14 protein-coding genes and 1 pseudogene are annotated in these 18,576 nt (G+C 48.3%); 8 read left to right on the top strand and 7 right to left on the bottom strand.

The window, feature by feature from the left end; all coding sequences use genetic code 11:
• The first annotated feature begins 11 nt into the window (after nucleotides 1-11).
• Nucleotides 12-1,301 carry an A/G-specific adenine glycosylase gene (gene mutY, locus A3842_RS21740; protein ID WP_074102715.1) on the top strand — a complete coding sequence of 430 codons (1,290 nt, stop codon included), beginning with the start codon at nucleotides 12-14 and terminating at the stop codon, nucleotides 1,299-1,301.
• A 124-nt stretch (nucleotides 1,302-1,425) separates the two neighbouring features.
• Here the strand turns inward: mutY and A3842_RS21735 are convergent, their stop codons facing one another.
• A complete protein-coding gene (locus A3842_RS21735; RefSeq protein ID WP_074086821.1) occupies nucleotides 1,426-2,034 on the bottom strand; it encodes a superoxide dismutase in 609 nt (202 codons plus the stop codon).
• Between the two features lie 592 nt (nucleotides 2,035-2,626).
• On the opposite strand from A3842_RS21735, the gene A3842_RS21730 reads away from it, so the two are divergent.
• The 5 genes and pseudogenes from A3842_RS21730 to folE all read left to right on the top strand — a co-directional run bounded on the left by A3842_RS21730 (nucleotide 2,627) and on the right by folE (nucleotide 6,773).
• Nucleotides 2,627-3,046 (top strand): GNAT family N-acetyltransferase, encoded by a 420-nt coding sequence (locus A3842_RS21730; protein ID WP_074086822.1) that lies wholly within the window; start codon nucleotides 2,627-2,629, stop codon nucleotides 3,044-3,046.
• A 243-nt stretch (nucleotides 3,047-3,289) separates the two neighbouring features.
• Nucleotides 3,290-3,907 (top strand): signal peptidase I, encoded by a 618-nt coding sequence (lepB, locus tag A3842_RS21725; protein ID WP_083609687.1) that lies wholly within the window; start codon nucleotides 3,290-3,292, stop codon nucleotides 3,905-3,907.
• Nucleotides 3,908-3,925: 18 nt separating this feature from the next.
• Nucleotides 3,926-5,693, top strand: a pseudogene (gene queG, locus A3842_RS21720) (tRNA epoxyqueuosine(34) reductase QueG).
• Between the two features lie 183 nt (nucleotides 5,694-5,876).
• Nucleotides 5,877-6,128 carry a YneF family protein gene (locus A3842_RS21710; protein ID WP_074086825.1) on the top strand — a complete coding sequence of 84 codons (252 nt, stop codon included), beginning with the start codon at nucleotides 5,877-5,879 and terminating at the stop codon, nucleotides 6,126-6,128.
• 51 nt (nucleotides 6,129-6,179) lie between these two features.
• On the top strand, nucleotides 6,180-6,773 hold the full coding sequence (folE, locus tag A3842_RS21705) for a GTP cyclohydrolase I FolE (protein ID WP_074086826.1): 594 nt from the start codon (nucleotides 6,180-6,182) through the stop codon (nucleotides 6,771-6,773).
• A 108-nt stretch (nucleotides 6,774-6,881) separates the two neighbouring features.
• Here folE and A3842_RS21700 read toward each other — a convergent pair whose 3' ends face one another.
• The 5 genes from A3842_RS21700 to A3842_RS21680 all read right to left on the bottom strand — a co-directional run bounded on the left by A3842_RS21700 (nucleotide 6,882) and on the right by A3842_RS21680 (nucleotide 13,946).
• Nucleotides 6,882-8,060, bottom strand: coding sequence for a Fe-Mn family superoxide dismutase (locus A3842_RS21700; protein ID WP_074102713.1), 1,179 nt, complete (start codon nucleotides 8,058-8,060; stop codon nucleotides 6,882-6,884).
• A gap of 81 nt (nucleotides 8,061-8,141) precedes the next feature.
• Complete coding sequence (locus tag A3842_RS21695; protein ID WP_074102712.1) at nucleotides 8,142-10,388, bottom strand: amylo-alpha-1,6-glucosidase; 2,247 nt, start codon at nucleotides 10,386-10,388, stop codon at nucleotides 8,142-8,144.
• Between the two features lie 33 nt (nucleotides 10,389-10,421).
• Entirely contained in the window at nucleotides 10,422-11,297 is an 876-nt protein-coding gene (locus A3842_RS21690) for a carbohydrate ABC transporter permease (RefSeq protein ID WP_178382390.1), read from the bottom strand.
• 20 nt (nucleotides 11,298-11,317) lie between these two features.
• A complete protein-coding gene (locus tag A3842_RS21685; protein WP_074102711.1) occupies nucleotides 11,318-12,208 on the bottom strand; it encodes an ABC transporter permease in 891 nt (296 codons plus the stop codon).
• 19 nt (nucleotides 12,209-12,227) lie between these two features.
• Entirely contained in the window at nucleotides 12,228-13,946 is a 1,719-nt protein-coding gene (locus A3842_RS21680; RefSeq protein WP_074102710.1) for a type 2 periplasmic-binding domain-containing protein, read from the bottom strand.
• Nucleotides 13,947-14,217: 271 nt separating this feature from the next.
• On the opposite strand from A3842_RS21680, the gene A3842_RS21675 reads away from it, so the two are divergent.
• Together A3842_RS21675 and A3842_RS21670 are read left to right on the top strand one after the other, a co-directional pair.
• Nucleotides 14,218-15,738, top strand: coding sequence for a response regulator transcription factor (locus tag A3842_RS21675; protein WP_074102709.1), 1,521 nt, complete (start codon nucleotides 14,218-14,220; stop codon nucleotides 15,736-15,738).
• Nucleotides 15,739-15,759: 21 nt separating this feature from the next.
• The gene (locus A3842_RS21670) at nucleotides 15,760-17,469 is read left to right on the top strand and encodes a sensor histidine kinase (protein ID WP_074102708.1); all 1,710 of its coding nucleotides are present in this window, start codon (nucleotides 15,760-15,762) and stop codon (nucleotides 17,467-17,469) included.
• A gap of 102 nt (nucleotides 17,470-17,571) precedes the next feature.
• On the opposite strand, the gene A3842_RS21665 is transcribed toward A3842_RS21670, so the two are convergent.
• A complete protein-coding gene (locus tag A3842_RS21665; protein ID WP_074086897.1) occupies nucleotides 17,572-18,540 on the bottom strand; it encodes an alpha/beta hydrolase in 969 nt (322 codons plus the stop codon).
• Nucleotides 18,541-18,576: the final 36 nt, after the last annotated feature.

Below are 18,576 nucleotides of genomic sequence, written 5' to 3'. Positions count from 1 at the left end.
GGAGAATAACCATGACAACACATGAACAACAAGGTAAAGCACAGCAGGAAGCCAAGTTATTCTTCAGCCGGTTCCTGCTGGAATGGTATCAGGGTCAAAAACGGGATTTGCCGTGGCGGAGCCACCGCAATCCTTATTATATCTGGATTTCGGAGATTATGCTGCAGCAGACCCGAGTGGATACGGTGATTCCATATTTCAACCGCTTTATTGAGCGTTTTCCTACGGTGGAGTCGCTGGCCGATGCCCCTGAAGAAGAAGTGCTGAAGTGCTGGGAGGGACTCGGCTACTATTCGCGTGCCCGGAATCTGCAGCATGCCGCAAGGCAGGTGAAAGAGCAGTATGGCGGGCAGGTTCCGGATGACCGCGACGCCGTATTCGGCCTCAAAGGCGTAGGCCCTTACACAGCAGGAGCTATCCTCAGTATTGCCTTTAACCGGCCGGAGCCGGCGGTGGACGGCAATGTGATGCGGGTATTGTCCCGGTATTTCCTCATTGAAGATGATATCGCCAAGGGACCTACCCGCGTTGCCATGGAGCGCCTGGCGGCAGAGCTGATTCCTGAAGGCGAGGCCTCGCCTTTCAACCAGGCGCTGATGGAGCTTGGCGCGCTTGTATGCACGCCGAAATCACCGCGCTGCCTTCCGTGCCCGGTGATGGAGCACTGCGCTGCGCGACTGGCGGGCTGCGAGACATCGCTGCCCGTCAAGACCAAGGCCAAGCCGCCGCGCCCCGAGGAGCGGCTGGCGGCCCTGGTGGAGGGCTGCGGCGAGCACGCGGGCCGGGTGCTCATCCGGCAGCGGCCATCCAGCGGGCTTTTAGCCCGCATGTGGGAGCTGCCGCATTGGCCTGCGCCGCCTGCAGAGGGCGGCGCAGCAGGCGCGCTGCTGCCGGAGGCCGCGGCGCTGGACCGGCTGCGCCGGTCCCTGAGGCAGGCCGGGATTCCCGCCCGGCCTGCTGAGCACTGGATGGCTGCAGAGCATACATTCAGCCATATTGTGTGGACCCTGCAGGTATACCGCTGCAGGGAAGAGGATGTCCGCGCGCTGCCGCTGGCGGCGGAAGGGCGGACGGCGTATGCTGCCGTGTTGTCCCCGGGTGCCGGGGACGCCGGTCTGCCTGACGCCGCGGACAGCGTATCAGTAGAGCCATTCGCAGACGGCACCGGAAGTCCTGAAGATGGCGGGGCGGTACGATGGATTAACCGTGAGGATATGGCCAATTACGCCTTTCCCAATGTTTTCTTGAAGCTGCTGAATCACTATTTCGATGGGCAAGATTCCAATCAGGTGAACGGTTGAATGTCGCATATTACATGAGATACAGCCAAAAAAACGGGTACCCGCCATCTAGGAGGGTACCCGTTTTCATATATTCAGGTGCAGCACCATTGCACTGCACTAAGCGGCACCGGGCCGCTTTTACTTATTTTGCGCTGTCGTAGCGTTTGCCGACTTCTTCCCAGTTGACTACATTCCAGAAAGCTTTGATGTAATCAGGACGTTTATTTTGGTAGTTCAGGTAGTAGGCATGTTCCCAAACGTCAAGGCCGAGGATAGGGGTTGCGCCTTCACTGATCGGGTTGTCCTGGTTAGGTGTGCTTGTTACAGCCAGTTTGCCGTCCTTAACAACGAGCCAAGCCCAGCCGCTGCCGAAACGGGTAGTTGCTGCAGTAGCGAAATCTTCCTTGAATTTATCGAAGCCGCCCAGTTCGCTGTCGATGGCTGCGGCCAGTGCGCCGGTTGGTGCGCCGCCGCCATTCGGTCCGATAACTTCCCAGAACAGAGTGTGGTTGGCGTGTCCGCCGCCGTTATTGCGGACTGCCGTGCGGATCGCTTCAGGTACTGCGTTCAGGTCAGTAAGGAGTTCCTCAATGCTCTTGTCTTGCAGTTCGGGTGCCTTTTCCAGAGCAGCGTTCAGATTCGTCACGTATGTGTTATGGTGCCTGTCATGGTGAATCTCCATCGTCAAAGCGTCGATGTGCGGTTCGAGAGCGTTGTTCGGATAAGGAAGTGCCGGTAATTGAAATGCCATGGAAAAATCCCTCCTGAGTGTTATTAGAATTTGTATAGATAAAGAATTTTGGCGGTCTTGACGTCAAAACCCCTTATTTCCGATGAACCTTATAGGTTATGTACCTGATAAGATACTATTATTAAACCGTATCTGGAACAATAATGCAACATTAAACAAACATTAATGTTTGTAAAGTTCAGACTATGAAAATCTAACCACATGTGTTAACGCTGTGTTAAAATCGAAAGGGGCCGCCCCCGGTATACGTTTACATGGCTTTAACGTCCTATTTAACGAATTTCTGTAACATTATACTATGTAAACGCTTTATATCAAGCGCTTTCAAAAGAAAAATGATGATATCGCCAGAAAAGTATGCTTTAATAGACTTAAAAGCAGGTATTTCTCGTTTTTTGAAGTTTAAAGAAGCTATAAACTGTTTAACATTAGGTTAATACTTCTTTAGTCGCATGAAATGCTACTACTTAAGACAGATTACGCGACTTCTTCGAAAGGCAATTTTTTGCTTTTCTTTTTTTCCTCTCCACGCTGTTACGGGAACTCCTTCTTTTTGTTAAATTCTAAGCCATAGAAAAGGGAGATTTAAAGAATGCACGTTCGTTCCTTTCAATTAAGCGACGTTACCCCTGTGACTGAACTGCTGCAGACCGCATTATCGGAAGAATGTTTCGAGAGCACTATCGAGCCTTTCTCCAGGCAGCTTTCATGGGATTCCGATCTCATTGTTGTTGCTGAGGATGAAGGAGAGATTGTTGGTGCGCTAATTGGTACGATCGAGAAGAATCACGGCTGCTATTTCCGCATTGCCGTTCATCCCGACTACCGCCGCAAAGGAATTGGCAGAGGTCTTGTATCGGCAATGGAACACAAGTTTCAGGCCCGCAAGGTCAGTGGTATTTTTGTAGCGGTTGATGAGCATAATTCATTTGCCCTGCCGCTGTATGAAGCCATGGGTTATGGCGAGGATCAAATCTTCAAATCAGTACGGAAGCTCAGCATTGTCGGATAAGGAACTTTGATTCCGGTGCTGCGTAAGCGGAAACATTTTCTAGAGTAGAGAACTATAGCAGTGGTTACGTCTTCAATGATCATGAATAGGATAACATGCTTATTTTAGGATTGAGTACGTGCTTGCATAGTCTGATTTATTATACTGAAGCATATCTTCCCACAGTCCATTGCAAATGGCCGGGAGATATGCTTTTCTATTGTTATGGACTTGAATGACCAATGAGAAGCAAGAAGGTGGCCTATGAACCAGGAGCTTAAAGAAGATTTCATGCGGAGCCGCCGGCAGAGATACCGGTCTGTTACCCACGGGAAGCCTGGCTCTGCACCGGGACGGGGCTGGGTCCGCGATTTACGGGATTGGCTCATAACTGCCGCAGTTATTTTCACATTGATGTCACTGCTCAATATATTTGTGTTCAACGTCTCAACGGTTATCGGCCAATCCATGCAGCCAACGCTGCTGGAGGGCGAGAAATTGATTATTAACAAGATCTCACTAGTCTTTGCCAGTCCAGGGCGTGGAGATGTGATTGTTCTTCATGACCCAAGCACCGGACCAGACCGTAAGGAATACCTGGTGAAACGGGTCATTGGGATACCGGGTGACAAGGTAGAAGTGCGGAACCATAAGCTGTATGTGAACGGCAAGCTTAAGGCTGAGCCCTATGTGGATACTGAAATACAAGACCCGGATTTTGCCCAGCTTACCCTTGATAAGGGAACCTATTTTGTGATGGGGGATAACCGGCATGCGGGGGCGAGCAAGGACAGCCGGTATTTTGGTGCCGTTTCACAGGACCTCCTGGTCGGCAAGGCTGCGTTTATCTGGTGGCCCTTTGGCAAGGCAAGTGCATTATAAGTGAAGGAGAAGGCGGTAATGAACAATAACATTCAGACATCCTATGCTCCACCGCCTTCGAAATGGGAAGGTCTCAAAGCTGAAATTAAGGCTGCTGCTTCGGAACTCGGTATTGATGATATCGGGTTTGCGACTGCGGAGCCGTTTTTATATTTGAAAAATATGCTCCAGGAGCATCGGGACAACGGGTATGATTCGGGGTTCGAGGAGCCGGATCTTGATAAGCGGACCATCCCGGCCCTGCAGTCCGGGGGGCAGCCGATGTCCATTATCGCCATAGCTGTAGCTTATCCCTCCAAAATGGAAAATCCGCCCAAGTCAGAGCCGGGTGCACGGCGCGGTATTCTGGCCCGTGCCTCCTGGGGGCGGGATTATCATCATGTCCTCCGGGAGGCACTCGCCAAGCTGGAAGGCTTCATCCGGGAGCGTGTGCCGGGAGCAGAGCTAGAGAGCATGGTGGATACCGGAGTGCTGGTCGATCGGGCCGTCGCTGAGCGGGCGGGCATCGGATTCAGCGGTAAAAACTGCAGTATCATCTCCCCCCAATGGGGCTCATGGATATATCTCGGAGAGATGGTGACGAATATCCCTTTTCCGCCGGATAAGCAGGTAGAGGAGGGGTGCGGAGATTGCACAAAGTGTATCGACGCTTGTCCTACAGGGGCCCTGGTGGGTCCCGGGCAGTTGAATGCCCAGGCCTGTATTTCGTATTTGACGCAGACGAAGGGCTTTCTAAGTGATGAATACATGACCAAGATCGGCAACCGGCTGTACGGCTGCGATACCTGCCAGATCGTATGTCCGAAGAACCGGGCGAAGAATTGGGATCACCGTCCCGAGCTTCTGCCTGATCCCGAGATCGTCAAGCCGCTGCTGATGCCAATTCTCGAACTCAGCAACCGTGAGTTCAAGGAACAGTTCGGAAGCAGCTCAGCAGCCTGGCGTGGCAAGAAGCCGATTCAGCGCAATGCGGTGATCGCGCTCGGGAACTTCAAGGAGACTGCGGCTGTGCCGAAGCTGACTGAGATTCTGCTGAAGGAAACCCGCCCGGAGATGCGCGGGAGTGCTGCCTGGGCGCTCGGACGTATCGGAGGCCAAGAAGCGCTTACGGCAGTGAAGCTGGCGCTGCGGGAGGAAGAGGACACTACGGTCCGGGAAATGCTTGAGCGCTCGCGGGACAAGCTCCTGCTGCAGGAGGAGGTTCAGGAACATGACTGAGACAATGGCAGACACGGCCAGCATGGAGAAGTCTGTATTTTATGAGGAAATGAATTCTCCAGTTGGCCCGCTTACCCTCTGCGCAACAGAGGCGGGGCTGTGTCTTATAAAGTTCGGTACGTTTGGGGATACCGCTTCAGGTATCGGCCAATGGATCAAAGGGCAAATGGGCCAGGTCAAGCTGCATCAGGATTCATCCAGATTATCGGAGGCTGTTCAGCAGCTCAAAGCCTATTTTGCCGGTGAGCTGAGAGGTTTCTCACTCCCGCTGGATATGCGTGGTACTGTGTTCCAGCGTCAGGTATGGGAAGCACTGTGTACTGTGCCATACGCGGGATCGGCCTCATATAAGGATATTGCGTCCCTGATCGGCAATCCGCAGGCGGTCCGGGCTGTGGGCGGAGCCAATAACCGCAACCCTGTGCCGGTAATAGTGCCGTGCCACAGGATCATCGGTTCGGGTGGTGCTCTTGTCGGTTATGCGGGAGGCCTGGGGATCAAAAGCCGGTTGCTGCAGCTGGAGGCGGAGCACGGCATGGCGGACGGAATGGGGGCCTACCTTTTTTAAAAGATAAGAATTTATATGTTTCACGATATGAATTTTCCTTCTCTTTCTCGCTGAAGTGGATACCTGATTTGCAGTGACCTGTTTCATTGTATTTGCCAATTGCTGTCCAGTTGTTGAAATGCTATGATAGATTCGCGTGCCTAGAGCGGCATTGCAGACAATAGAGTAAGAGGTGGACTTTGGATGAACATTGCATTGCCTATTATTACGCTTGTCGTAGGTCTGATCGGCGGATTCTTTATCGGGGTATATTATCTGCGCAGACAAATGACAACGATGCAGAATGATCCTGAAATGCTGCAGAAGGTTGCCAAACAGATGGGGTATAACTTGAACGGAAAGCAGATGCAGCGTGCCCAGCAGATGATGAAGAACAATAATCAGCCGGGACGTGCACCAGCAGCGGGCAAAAGACAAGGCCGTAAAGGCAAGTAACCGGTCCCGGATAAAGTGGAATTAGATACGGGTACGGAAGGGGGAGGCTTCATGGGGGGCGTCAAAGATTACATGAATGGCAAGGTTGCTGCGAACCGTGAGCAAATCGAGTACCACGTAGAGAAAATACTGGAGCTGATTGGTGAAGACACAGGCCGCGAAGGGCTGCTGGAAACACCGGCCAGAGTTACACGGATGTATGAGGAGATTTTCGGCGGTTATTCGATTGATCCCCGTGAGGCGCTCGGTGTGACCTTCGATGAGTCTCATGAGGAACTGGTGATCGTAAAGGATATCGTCTACTATAGCCAGTGCGAACATCATATGGCCCCGTTCTTCGGGAAGGTGCATATCGGGTATGTTCCGAGCGGACGGATTGCAGGGCTCAGCAAGCTGGCCCGTCTTGTGGAGGCCGTAAGCCGGCGCCTTCAGGTGCAAGAACGTATTACGGCGCAGATTGCCGATATCATGACAGAGGTTCTGAATCCGCATGGTGTGATGGTCGTTGTGGAAGGGGAGCATCTCTGCATGTGCGCCCGCGGGGTGAAAAAGCCCGGCAGCAAGACGGTAACCATGTCAACGCGGGGGACCTTCCGTGAGGACGCTGCCGCCCGGGCGGAGTTTTTGGCTTTGATCAAGGAATAGAATACTGGGGCATGCCCCGTTGCTTCATAAGATTAAGAGCCCTTCCATCACTGCCAAGTGACGGAAGGGCTCTTTTTGCGTCTGGACGAGTAACGGTGCCGTCCTTTGTTAATAAGGTTGCCAGACAAGCTTGCGGGCGGCGGTAAACCTTTCAGAGACATATGGCCAATTTACAACCTTCCACCAGTCCTTGATGTAATCCGCGCGGTTATTCTGATGCTTGAGGTAATACGCGTGTTCCCACACATCCAGGGTCAGTAGAGGAACGACATCCCATTGGGAGAGATTCTGGTGCTTCTCCGCTGTCAGGATTTCCAGTCTGTGGCTCCGCGGACTCCAGACCAAAATCGCCCAGCCCCCGCCTTCCACTTTGTTGGCCGCCTCCGTGAACTGTTCCTTGAAGGCCTCGTAGCTGCCGAAGCTGTGCTCTATGGCATCCAGCAGTGCGCCTGTCGGACGGCCTCCCCCTTGCGGTGACATGACGTTCCAGAAGATGGTATGCAGATAGTGGCCGGCCCCGTTAAAGGCAAGCTCCCGCTCCCAATGCTTCACCAGGTCAAAATCTTTGGTTTTCCGGGCTTCGGCCAGCTTCTTCTCCGCCTTGTTCAGTCCGTCTACGTAACTTTGGTGGTGCTTGTCATGATGGATTCTCATGGTCTTTTCGTCGATATACGGCTCCAGCGCATTATAGGCATAGGGAAGAGGCGGCAGGGTATGGCCTCCGATCGGAACCGTGCCCTGTTCCCGATTTCCGGAGGACTGAAGAATCAAGGGAACCAGCGGGCTAGGCCCAGTCTGGCTGTCTCTGGGCTTATGCTCATCTGCTGCTTCCGATTGCGGCGCTGTGTCCTCCCGCATCCAGGGGGGAACATTTCCGTGTAATGTCAGGGCGCTCAAAACGCCCAAGACATACTCTGATTCCCGGATGATGTGCAGCAGCACGGTTCCAGCCAACGGCTGGGCTTTTACAGCGGCGCTTCCCTCCATCAGGGCATACAGCTGCCGGATGAACTCGCGGGACTGGGAGCAGGCCACCTGGAGAAGCTGCTCTGTTCCGGCGGCCAGCTCTGCCGGACTGCAGCCCTGAGAAGCCTCAAGCAACTGGCGGGCTGCTTGCTCGGTAGCCCCGAAGACAAAAGCCCATTCGTCTAGCAACTTCACATACCGCTCTTCAAGCTGTGGGATAACCGCCTTAATGACTACCGTATGCTCCTGCTCCTGTTTTTTCCAGAATGCAATTTCTTCGAGAATACGTACTGGCAGCACTTGCCCGTATAGATCCGGCATACCTGTAATCCTCCCGTCATAGATCTTCAACAGTTCATTCTATGTACAGGAGCAGCAGCTTATGATTTCCACATCGAATTCTTAGCGCTTCATAACAGGGTGATTCTTCAGATCCACTGGCTCTGCAAACTTAACATTCTTAAACACTTGATTCACATTCAATTGCTGTTCTACACGCAGTGGTAATGGGGACGCTGTAATCTCATTGATAGTTGTGCCGGTTTTATCGGTAAGGATAACCTTCAAATCGAGCTCTGTCCGGGTCATTTTCAGTTCGCAATCATTTGCCACTTCAATTTGCAGGAGCTTAAAAGGAGATATATCAATAACTACCGTGAGCCCGATTCCTGTAAATCCGTAAAGATACGTTTGTTCTGTTGCACCTGTAGCTGTATAGCTCATGTCAATGGTCCCGCTTCCAATCTTAACGCGGGACTGTAAATCTTCGATCTCCCCGGGAATCCGGGGCGCAAGCGTAAGCCTCTGATTAATCATATCCGGCCGGAACCCCAGAAAATACTGATACCACACACGCAGCTGCTCGGCATTGGACCAGGCTTGCAGGTAGGCTCCCGTAAGTTTGGCTGAGCTCTGGCCTTCCTGCGGATAAGCATCCATATTCTCGCTCAGTCCCCCGACTACTCCCAGGTTCAGCGCTTGCCAGTTCATATTTTTGAAAAGTTGATAAGCCGTTTCTTTCTGCCCGGCCTCGATCATACGCTGCATGGCTATACCGTTTAACCAGAGCCAAACCGTACCATTGTGGTAAGCTTCATCTTTATGGTACAGGCGGGTTAAGTGAAATGGATGGAAAAACGGATGCTTTTGATTCAATGAAGCAACTCCCCATGGATACACGAGTTCCTCCCATGCTGTACGAATCACTTCACATTTGAAAGAATCATCTTCAATCATGTCCAAGGCAAACAATTGGTTAGGCCGCAGTGAGAATTCCGGCTCATCCTCCGAGTTCAGCCGGTCAGCGAGATAGGGATGTGCCTGATCCCTAAAATCCTCTGCAAAGTTTCTTTTGAGTTTGCCCGCGATATTGCTCCATTTCTTCGCGCTGCCGCTGTCGTCCATGTACTCGGCAAAATATATCCCAGCTTGCAGCTGGTCGTACCAAAGCGCTTGAATATCATTGGCCCGGGTGTCTCTAGGAGAGTAGGACTTCAGATTCGCATCCCGGGCATCCATCCAGGTTTCGTTATCATCGTGCATAAGGTAGCCTTTATCGTCTACCCAATGCTTAATGGAGCCTTCTATACTGTTTTGTACCGCCGGATAAAGCTCTGTGATGATTGCCGAGTCACCCGAATATTTAACGTAATCCTGCAATTGGATAATAAACCGCGGTGTCCCGTCGGTTGTATGGTAGTCTACGTTTTTTAGAGCAAGAATATTGGGCACCCTGCCGAAGTATTTGGAAGTTGCATCGGTGTTCTGAAATTTCGCAAAGGATAGCAGTATATTCTTAGCAGTTTCAAATTGCCCGGTTACCAATACGGCTCCCGGAAGCGCAATAAATTGGTCTCTTCCCCAATATTCATTAAACCAGGGGAGGCCGGCATAGATCCCGTCGCCTTGCTGTCTGGTCACCAGTTGGTCCATCGTTAGATTTAACCAATTCAAAGACAAGGCGAGCGAGTCACTGGTGCTGGCGATATACACATTCTTCTGCAAAAAATCCTCCATACGCTGTATTCGTTCGAGCTTCATAGGGATGACATCCCGTCTCGTATCATGAATCATATCTGCCGCTTCGGCAGCCGTTTTGCCCACGGCTATATAAAAGCCTCCGGCGCTGGCGCCGGAATAAACGATATGGTTTTTAACTTCCACCGGCTGGCTGCTTGCTGCGCCTACAGCAATAACCCATCCGCCTTCTATTGAATTGAAAAAAGCGATGCCTTCCCGTGGGCTCAGCGGGTTCAGCTGTTCTCCCAACAATTCAATCCCAATGGTTTTTTGAGCACCGGAGAGACGGATCTCCAGCACATTTTTGTAGTCAAACATCCATAGTTCTTCGGTCAGATTCCCATGTCTACGTACCATTTTATAGGGGGACACACAGACTTCAGCTTCTTGATTATCCAGTTTCCGTTGATCTGCAATTAAAGTGTAGCCGCCAAAAATTCTGCTTTTTGAGATGTTCAATCCCTCAAAATAAGCATGCTCCACATGGTTGTTGAGATGGGATTGAGTATAATAATAAGCGGCCTCTTTATTAGTAAAGGAAATTCCGCGATTCTCTTCGCGAGAAACGAATATGTTCATTTCATCCAGAATATCGGATGTTTGCCCGGCATGATTTGTTGATAATTTCACTGTTGCTTACCTCCCGCAGTAAAAATTTATACATTACTCTTTAACAGAACCCACCACGATTCCTGTAACAAAGTATTTTTGCATAAAAGGATAAATCAGGAGCAGTGGCAAGGTGGAGATCACGATTTTGGCAGCATTCAGCGTCCGGTTCGAAATCTTGGAGTACTCTATGAGCTTTTGTGGATCAGTTATATTCTGAACGTCTACGCTTAGCTGCTGGATATAAGTCTGCAAAGGGTAATTTGATGTTTTGTTGATATACACCAAAGCACTGAAGTAGTCATTCCAATGTCCGACAATCGTAAACAGCAGTACAGTGGCAATTGTAGGCAGCACCACAGGTACATATATCGTTGAGAGAATTCTCCACTGCGAAGCCCCGTCAATGGTTGCGGCCTCTTCCAGAGATTTCGGTACGGCGCGGAACGCATTCATCAGCAAAATGACATTGGCGATCGGCACAGCTCCCGGCAGAATCAAAGCCCAGATGGAATCCAGAAGATGAAGCTGTTTGACAACCATAAAGGTTGGAATGAGACCACCGGAAAACAGCATGGCGAAAATCACAATATTCATATACACCTTCTGTGCCCGGAATTGCTTTGAGCTTTTGGATAACGGATAAGCAGCAAGAATCATCAGCATCATATTGACGATCAGACCAAGGACAACCCGTTCCACCGAGATCATAAAGGAGCGCCAGAACTGGGAGTCCGACAGCAACTTCTCATAGGAGCTTAAGGTAAAATTAACCGGGAAAATACTTACCATATTTGCGGAAGCCGCCGCATTGTCACTGAAGGAAATGGCAACCAGATTAACTAAGGGTATAAGGCAGGATAAAGTGAATGCTAATACAAATATCCAGATTATAGTATCCGCAATTCGGCTTTTGATGGAATGAGTGATAATGAATAACACCTCCTTGTTCAGAAGATTCTGTAATCGGTAAGCTTCTGTGCCAGTTTATTGGCGGATAGGATGAGAACAATTCCGACAACCGACCGCAGTAGCCCTATCGCTGTTCCCAGGCTGTATTGTCTCTGTACCAGACCCACCCGGTATACATAGGTGTCAATAATATCGGACGTTGCATAAACCAACGGATTATATAGATTGAAAATCTGGTCAAACCCGGCATTGAGCACGTTGGGCAGATTTAAAGTGGTAACCAGCAGGATGGTTGGCATCAGGCCGGGCAGCGTCACATACCACAGCTGTTTAAACCGGTTGGCGCCGTCAATGGATGACGCTTCATAAAGTCCCGGATCAATGGCCGTCAGGGAGGCCAGATAGATGATAGAGCCATATCCAAACCCTTTCCAGACATCTGTTAATACCAGCATAGGTCTGAACCAGTGGTTGCTGGCCATAAACAAAACCGGATCAATGCCAAACCATCCCAAAAATGCGTTAACCGGACCTTCGAAGGAAAAAATATTCATAACGACAGTAGCCAGTACGGCCCAGGACAGAAAATTCGGCAGATAAACAACGGTCTGCATGAACTTTTTGACAAATCGTACGCGAATTTCGTTTAACAGTAAGGCGAACACAATGGAAACCAAAGTCCCTATTAAAATTTTCCATAAGGCAATGACTATAGTATTGATTAATATTTGCTTACTGTCGGGAATTTGAAACATAAATTTGAAATTATCAAGTCCTACCCACGCTGATCCACTCATCCCTTTAGCAGGGATGTAATTTTGAAAAGCCATCACGATACCGAACATTGGAATAAACGAGAAGATAATCAAAAATACTATACTTGGTGCGAGCATAAGGTGGAACGCCGCCTGATCTTTTTTATTGTTCATTTAGAATCATCTCTTTCTATCATTTGGAGGTGATTTCTTTATTGACTTCGTTCGTAATCGTATCGCCGCCTGTTTTTTTCCAACTGCTGACAAAGCTATCAAAAGCGTCAGGAGATTGCTCACCGGTAATGATCTTCAAAAACATTTCCAGCTCCATCTTCGTCAGTGTCGGCCACTTCAGTGCCATGGAAGGTGTTGTTCCGAAAAATACAGGGTTAACTTCCTTGATCTTTGAATTCTTGACCAGGTTGGCCGTCGTGATGCTCGAGGTATATCCGGCCCATCCATTCGAATCCAGTTTCTCCCCATTTTTTATGTTATCCAGATACTTCTTGTATGAGCGGTAGGCGTTTATATCGTTGCTGGTGAGCAGTTTGCTGCTATCCCCTGTCTTCAGCGCTTCTTCCATAATCCCGACATTACGGTAAAATGCATCATAGTAATCGATATTTATAGCAATCGGAGATCCCCCGACGTTATAGCTGGCATAGTCCTCAAATTTCTTTAGGACCGCTGCATCTTTTTCCTGATAACGCTGATAATCAAACTGAAGGCTGGCGATCTTTATAGCGGCTTCCGGATGCTCGAACCCTTTCCGGACCACAAGGTAACTGCTTGAAGGGTTGCCGGTGAACATCGTAACTGAACCATCCTCCGACTGCGGAGCCACATAAGAAGCCCACTTGGCATTTGGATTCAGCTTAATCGAATCCGCTACCGTCCAGCTTCCCCACCAATTGTCCATGAACGATCCGCTTTTTCCGCCGGTAAGCAGCGCCTTCCGGTCGTCGGATGTGCGTACGGCAAACTGCCGGTCGATCAAGCCTTTTTTGTACATATCCGCCAGCTTTGCAAGGGCCGGCTTCATTTGGGGCTGTACGGAACCATACACTGCCTTGCCGCTCCCATCATCCATCCATTGTTTCGGGAATGCGCCATACAACGTAAAGATGTTGTTCAATTCATACTGGCCGCCGGAAACACCAGCGGTATTTTCATTGTCGACCACAAGACCAACCGTGTTTCCCGCTCCATTGCCGCCAGGGTCTTTTTTAACGAACTGGGTGATGATATTCTCCACATCATCCATCGTTTTGGGATCTGCGAGTCCCAGTTTATCCATCCAGTCTTTGCGCAGCCAGAGGACCCCTGGGCCGTGTGAAATTTCCGTAGTCGGCAGCGCCATCAGTTTTCCGTCAAACCTTGCGGTATCCAGAACACGGCCCTTATAGGAGTCGTAAATCTCCTTAATTTGGTCGCTGGCGCATTGATTATAAGCATCTGTCATATCCGCAATAAGATCGTTTTCATAAAGCTGCTGCAGAGTAGAGAGGTCAGGGACAACCATGATATCAGGAATCGTACCGCCTACAATGGCCATTGAAACCTTTTGATTATAGTCCGTGCCGTCATTTGCTTCAAATGCAACTTTGTTTTGCACGTTGAGTTTTTCTTTGATATATCTGGTCCACACATTATCGGTTGCATTATCCTTTTCATACGGCGTTCCCGCAAGCGCAGAGAAGTTGGAGGCCACCTGTCCTATGGTGTAGGTAACGGTTTCAGGATACGGGGTAAAAGGAGTCGTCTGGGCTTTCTTCCACGCGGGATCATTTGAATTTGCCGCAGGGTTTTTAGCCGAGTCATTGGAATTATTGGAACTTTGGCAGCCTGCGACTGACACGGCTAAAAGCGCTGTCAATAAAATAGTGCAAGACTTTGTGAGCTTGGATGACATATAAGAACCCCCTTAAATAAATACGTTGAGTCAATAGGCTAGAGATAACGGATTCAAAGCGCCGGCTTGCTTTGAAACCAGAATTAATTTGGCTTCTTTATTGTAGAGCCCTTTACTTTTGAGCGTAAATACAAATAAATTACGTTTTACACAAATAAATAACATACTTGAAGCAAAGCGTTTTGCTTGCTGAAAAGCTCAATTAAAACATGGTACACTATACATGATTAGGGACACAAATGGATTACTGCGTATGGAGAGGGCGTCCGGGATGTTAACGATACTAATAGCAGATGACCAAAGGGAAGAACGGGAAGGCATTGAATTTCTCATTGATGAACTGGGGTTTGTCCTCCATATAGAGATGGCGGAGAACGGCCGAAAGGCTCTCGAGTATCTGGAGCAAAATCCTGTTGATATCCTTTTTACTGATGTTCGGATGCCCTTGATGGATGGCTTGCAGCTTACCACAGAAGCTTTAAATCTTAACCCCAAATTAAAAGTTATTCTTTTCAGCGGGTTCGCTGAATTTGAATATGCAAAAACCGCCATCTCCCTTGGTGTTTCTGAATATCTTCTCAAGCCGATCAATGTTGAAGCTTTCCAGCATACCATGCAAAAAGTAATTGCTCAGCTAACAGATCAGAAACAGGAAAACATCGCTTCGCAAATTAAACTTGAATATGTCAAAAAGCATGTGCTTTTTAATCTTGTTAACGGCCTGGGAATACCTTCTTCGATGAAGGAGATATCCTTCGAGCTTCCGGATCATTATCATGGAATGTTTTTGCTGGAATTTGACAAGAACTTTTTTGAAAATGCCGGACCGGAGTTTGAGGAGTTTATCTTGTCTTTACTGAAGGACCCTGTTGATTATGTGAATTTGAATGGCTGTCAGAGCTTGCTGTTATTTCCCCATCTGCCGGTAGGTTCCCCTGGTTCTTTCCATGATTTAGGCACGTTTTTGCATGATAGTATACTAGATAACTACAAAGTACATTGCTACCTCGCTATCAATGATGAAATCACGGTGCTGGAGGATCTTTCCGCCGCTTTGATTCGATTAGATCAACTGATGGAATACCGGTTCTTCTCACCGGATTTTTTTGTATGTGAAGTGAAGAAAGATTTTTACTTTTCTAATGACATGCTTCCCGGGTTATCAGATGGCGATCTTTTAAATCACATCAGAAATAATTTGAAGGAAAGGGACATTTTCAGTCTTAGAGCAAATACAGATCTTTTGTATCAAAAATATGCGAATCAGGCTCAGTTTTCACAATTATATGTCAAGTATATGTTCTCTTCTTTGTATCAGGAGATTATGACCTATTCTGCACCTGTATCTGAAATTGAATTGAGCTATGGAATCGAAAAAATATATAAGTCCGAAGAATTAAAGGAAATAAAAGAGATTATAATTGCCGGGATTGCTCTTCTTGATCAGGAGGATAACAGTTCCGAATTTTTAAACCGGGATATTGCCGCCGTAAAGCAGTACATCGAGGATCATTATGGCGAGGATTTGAGTTTGGATCTTCTTGCTGCAAAGATACATTTATCACCCCATTATTTAAGCTCCATTTTCAAAAAAAATACGGGATGCGGATTGAACAAGTATATTAAAAATGTCCGTATGAATATAGCGAAGGACATGCTGCAGCAAACACATCTTAAGGTTTCAGATATTTGTTATACAGTGGGGTTTCAAAACGTTTCTTATTTCTGTCAGAATTTTAGAGATTTTTTTGGGCAGACACCTGAGAAATTCCGGCAGTACAATCAGAAATAACCCCAGCCCGGGAGGAACGGCATGCAAACGTGGAAGGCCCTTAAACAGAAAATCGGAGACTTTAGATTTCAAACAAAAATAAAGCTTTCATTTTTACTGGTCAGCATGATTCCTGTTATTGTTCTCGGAAGTTTTTGCTTCTCAGAAACCAGATCGCTCTTAGTGCAGCAGTCAAAAGCCGATCTGAATGCCACGTTAAAACAAAGCGTCCTGTCTGTAAACAACCAGATGGATGTCTACAATAAAGTAATGAACTTTCTGAGCTTCAACCAGGAGATTTTGAATGCCGCCAACACCACATATACCAGTGCGTATGAAATGTATGACCAGTTAAATAACGTAATCGATCAGAATTTCTTTACAGCGCGTTACTTAAACACCGGGGTAGAACAAATTATCCTGTATACCGGAACTAATCTGCCTCCACATGGAAACACAGTAAGACCTATCGATGAAATCAAAGAAGCCTCATGGTACCCGCCTGTAATGAAGTCGGTTGATGTTCTTTGGTTTTCCAGCGGGAAAAGTGTATATAGTGCCCGGCGTCTCCTCAGCACAAAACAGGAAAATCCCAAAGATAATATTCTGTTTGCACTGGTAGACTATGATGCACTGTTTAAAACGTTTGAACCCCTCGAATCCCATGGAGCGGAGATAATGATAATGGACTCCAATGGAGATTCTATTTATTCCTCGGGAGCTGACCGTAAAAATTCAGTTATCCCCATTTCCGATAAGACAGCTGATGAGTTTCATTGGAGTGGTAAGAACTACACCGTCCTTCAATCTTCGATCCCGATTACAGGCTGGAAAGTATATTTGTATAAGCCGACAAGCCTGATTACCAACTCTGCATGGTGGATTGCTTTGACTGTCCTGTTGATGATTGCCGCCTGCATCGCTGCTGTCGTTGTAGCTGGCACACTCTTTTCCCGGAAAATTATGCTGCCTATTCACCGCCTGCACAAAAATATGAAACTTATAGGAGAAGGGAATTTAGAGATTAAAGTTTTTAGCGATTCTAAAGATGAAATTGGAGATCTGATCCGAGGGTTTGGAAGTATGTTAGGAAGGACCAAGACGCTAATTGATACTGTGTATGTGGGAGAAATTGCACGCAAGGAATACGAAATGAAAGCTCTGCAGGCGCAAATCAATCCTCATTTTCTATACAATTCCCTGTCATTAATAAATTGGAGAGCGCTTCGAATACATGCGACGGATATTAGTGAAATGGCACAGCTATTATCTACCTTTTACCGTACTACGCTCAATAAGGGCGAGAATCTGATATTGGTTTCAGACGAAATTCTTAATGTTCAGTCCTATATTAATATCCAGTTGATTATGCACAGCAACAGTTTCGAGATAGATTATCAGATTGATGACTCCATTCTTTCCTGCCGTATGCCCAATTTAATGCTCCAGCCTTTAATCGAAAATGCGATCATTCATGGAATTGAAAACCGGGAAGACGGTGGTGGAATCATTCATCTCTCAGGCCAAAAAGATGGTCAAAGTATAGTTTTTCTGATAACTGACAATGGAATCGGAGTAGAGCAGGAGCGGCTTGCTCTATTGCTTAAATCTCAATCTAAAGGATACGGACTTAAAAATGTAAATGACCGGGCAGTTGTAATGTACGGCGAACAGTATGGACTTACGATTAACAGCATCCTCGGAGAAGGAACTCAAGTTTTACTCAGAATTCCTTATGATGAACAGAATTAAGATTCAGCTTCGCGCATATAAAAAACAGGTTCACGAAAAGGCGATTGAGCCGTTTCAGAACCTGCTTAAATGTTACGACACGGTGAAACATATACGTCTGTTCTACTGGGCTTTGGCCAGCTGCACGTTGCCCAGAAAAGCGGACACACGCCGCAGATATTCACGGGGGTGCTCACGGAACAGCAGCTCATGATGGCTGTCCTGCACGATCCAGGAATCTGAGTAAGGGTTGCTTTGGTTCGCCGCAAGTTCTTCAGCAATCGGATACGGCGCCTTGTCATCTTTGGTGCCATGCAGGAACAGTGTAGGGAACGGGTAATCCTCTGCCTTGACCTTGGAATAGGGGATTTGATTCAATCCTGTACCGTTCAGCACTGGGAATAACAGCTCCATAATCTCCAGAGAGGGCTGGCGGGGGAGGTCGATATTGTGCTTGATGTTATGGTACAGCGTATCCGGCTCAAGCAGGAAGGTGCTGTCCAGAATCATGGCATCGACATCCTTGGTGACGAGTCCTGCCTGAAGCGCGGTACCAGCTCCCATCGAGAAGCCCCAGACTACAATCTCTTTGGCGCCATGCTCCTTGGCGTACTTTATGGCTCCAAGGAGCTGCTTGGATTCTTTTTTGCCGCCGGTGGCGATATCCTTGTTGGTCTTGGAAGCGAAACCGTAGTCGAACATGACAACGTTGAAATTCAGGCTGTGCGCATAGTGTGCCAGATCGTACATCGGTACCCAGGTTTCCTCGCGGTTGGCACCATATCCATGACTGAACACAATAGTCTTGGTCGAGCCCTTCGACGGAATGTACCAGCCTTGCATCATGCGGCTGCCATCCAGCGCCGGAAAGGTGATATCCTTATAATCCAGTCCCTTGGCCAATGAAGGATTGGAGTAGAGCGGGGCTACGGTCGGGTTGGACAGCACCCAGGCGATATAGCCATGCAAGGCGATGAAACAGAAGACAAAAAAGAAAAAAACGGACAAAAGCAAAGCAACGACAATATGTTTAACGCGAATCATCCGCAAAGAAAGCTTGGGTGCAGCACTTGGTGTGCGCTCACCCGGCATACGGGAGACCGGTGTGCCGGTACGTGTAGTTGCTAA

The organism is Paenibacillus sp. P3E (assembly GCF_001909045.1).
GTDB classification, from domain to species: domain Bacteria; phylum Bacillota; class Bacilli; order Paenibacillales; family Paenibacillaceae; genus Paenibacillus_AQ; species Paenibacillus_AQ helianthi.
The sequence above is the reverse complement of the archived record's forward strand: the minus strand, read 5'-3'. Positions and strand labels throughout refer to the sequence as shown.

Coding starts and splice junctions, on each gene's coding strand:
- A3842_RS21685 (WP_074102711.1), bottom strand. CDS start 12,208: ATGAACAATAAAAAAGATCAGGCGGCGTTCCACCTTATGCTCGCACCA.
- A3842_RS21730 (WP_074086822.1), top strand. CDS start 2,627: ATGCACGTTCGTTCCTTTCAATTAAGCGACGTTACCCCTGTGACTGAA.
- A3842_RS21675 (WP_074102709.1), top strand. CDS start 14,218: ATGTTAACGATACTAATAGCAGATGACCAAAGGGAAGAACGGGAAGGC.
- A3842_RS21680 (WP_074102710.1), bottom strand. CDS start 13,946: ATGTCATCCAAGCTCACAAAGTCTTGCACTATTTTATTGACAGCGCTT.
- mutY (WP_074102715.1), top strand. CDS start 12: ATGACAACACATGAACAACAAGGTAAAGCACAGCAGGAAGCCAAGTTA.
- A3842_RS21735 (WP_074086821.1), bottom strand. CDS start 2,034: ATGGCATTTCAATTACCGGCACTTCCTTATCCGAACAACGCTCTCGAA.
- A3842_RS21710 (WP_074086825.1), top strand. CDS start 5,877: ATGAACATTGCATTGCCTATTATTACGCTTGTCGTAGGTCTGATCGGC.
- A3842_RS21670 (WP_074102708.1), top strand. CDS start 15,760: ATGCAAACGTGGAAGGCCCTTAAACAGAAAATCGGAGACTTTAGATTT.
- A3842_RS21665 (WP_074086897.1), bottom strand. CDS start 18,540: ATGCCGGGTGAGCGCACACCAAGTGCTGCACCCAAGCTTTCTTTGCGG.
- A3842_RS21700 (WP_074102713.1), bottom strand. CDS start 8,060: ATGCCGGATCTATACGGGCAAGTGCTGCCAGTACGTATTCTCGAAGAA.
- lepB (WP_083609687.1), top strand. CDS start 3,290: ATGAACCAGGAGCTTAAAGAAGATTTCATGCGGAGCCGCCGGCAGAGA.
- folE (WP_074086826.1), top strand. CDS start 6,180: ATGGGGGGCGTCAAAGATTACATGAATGGCAAGGTTGCTGCGAACCGT.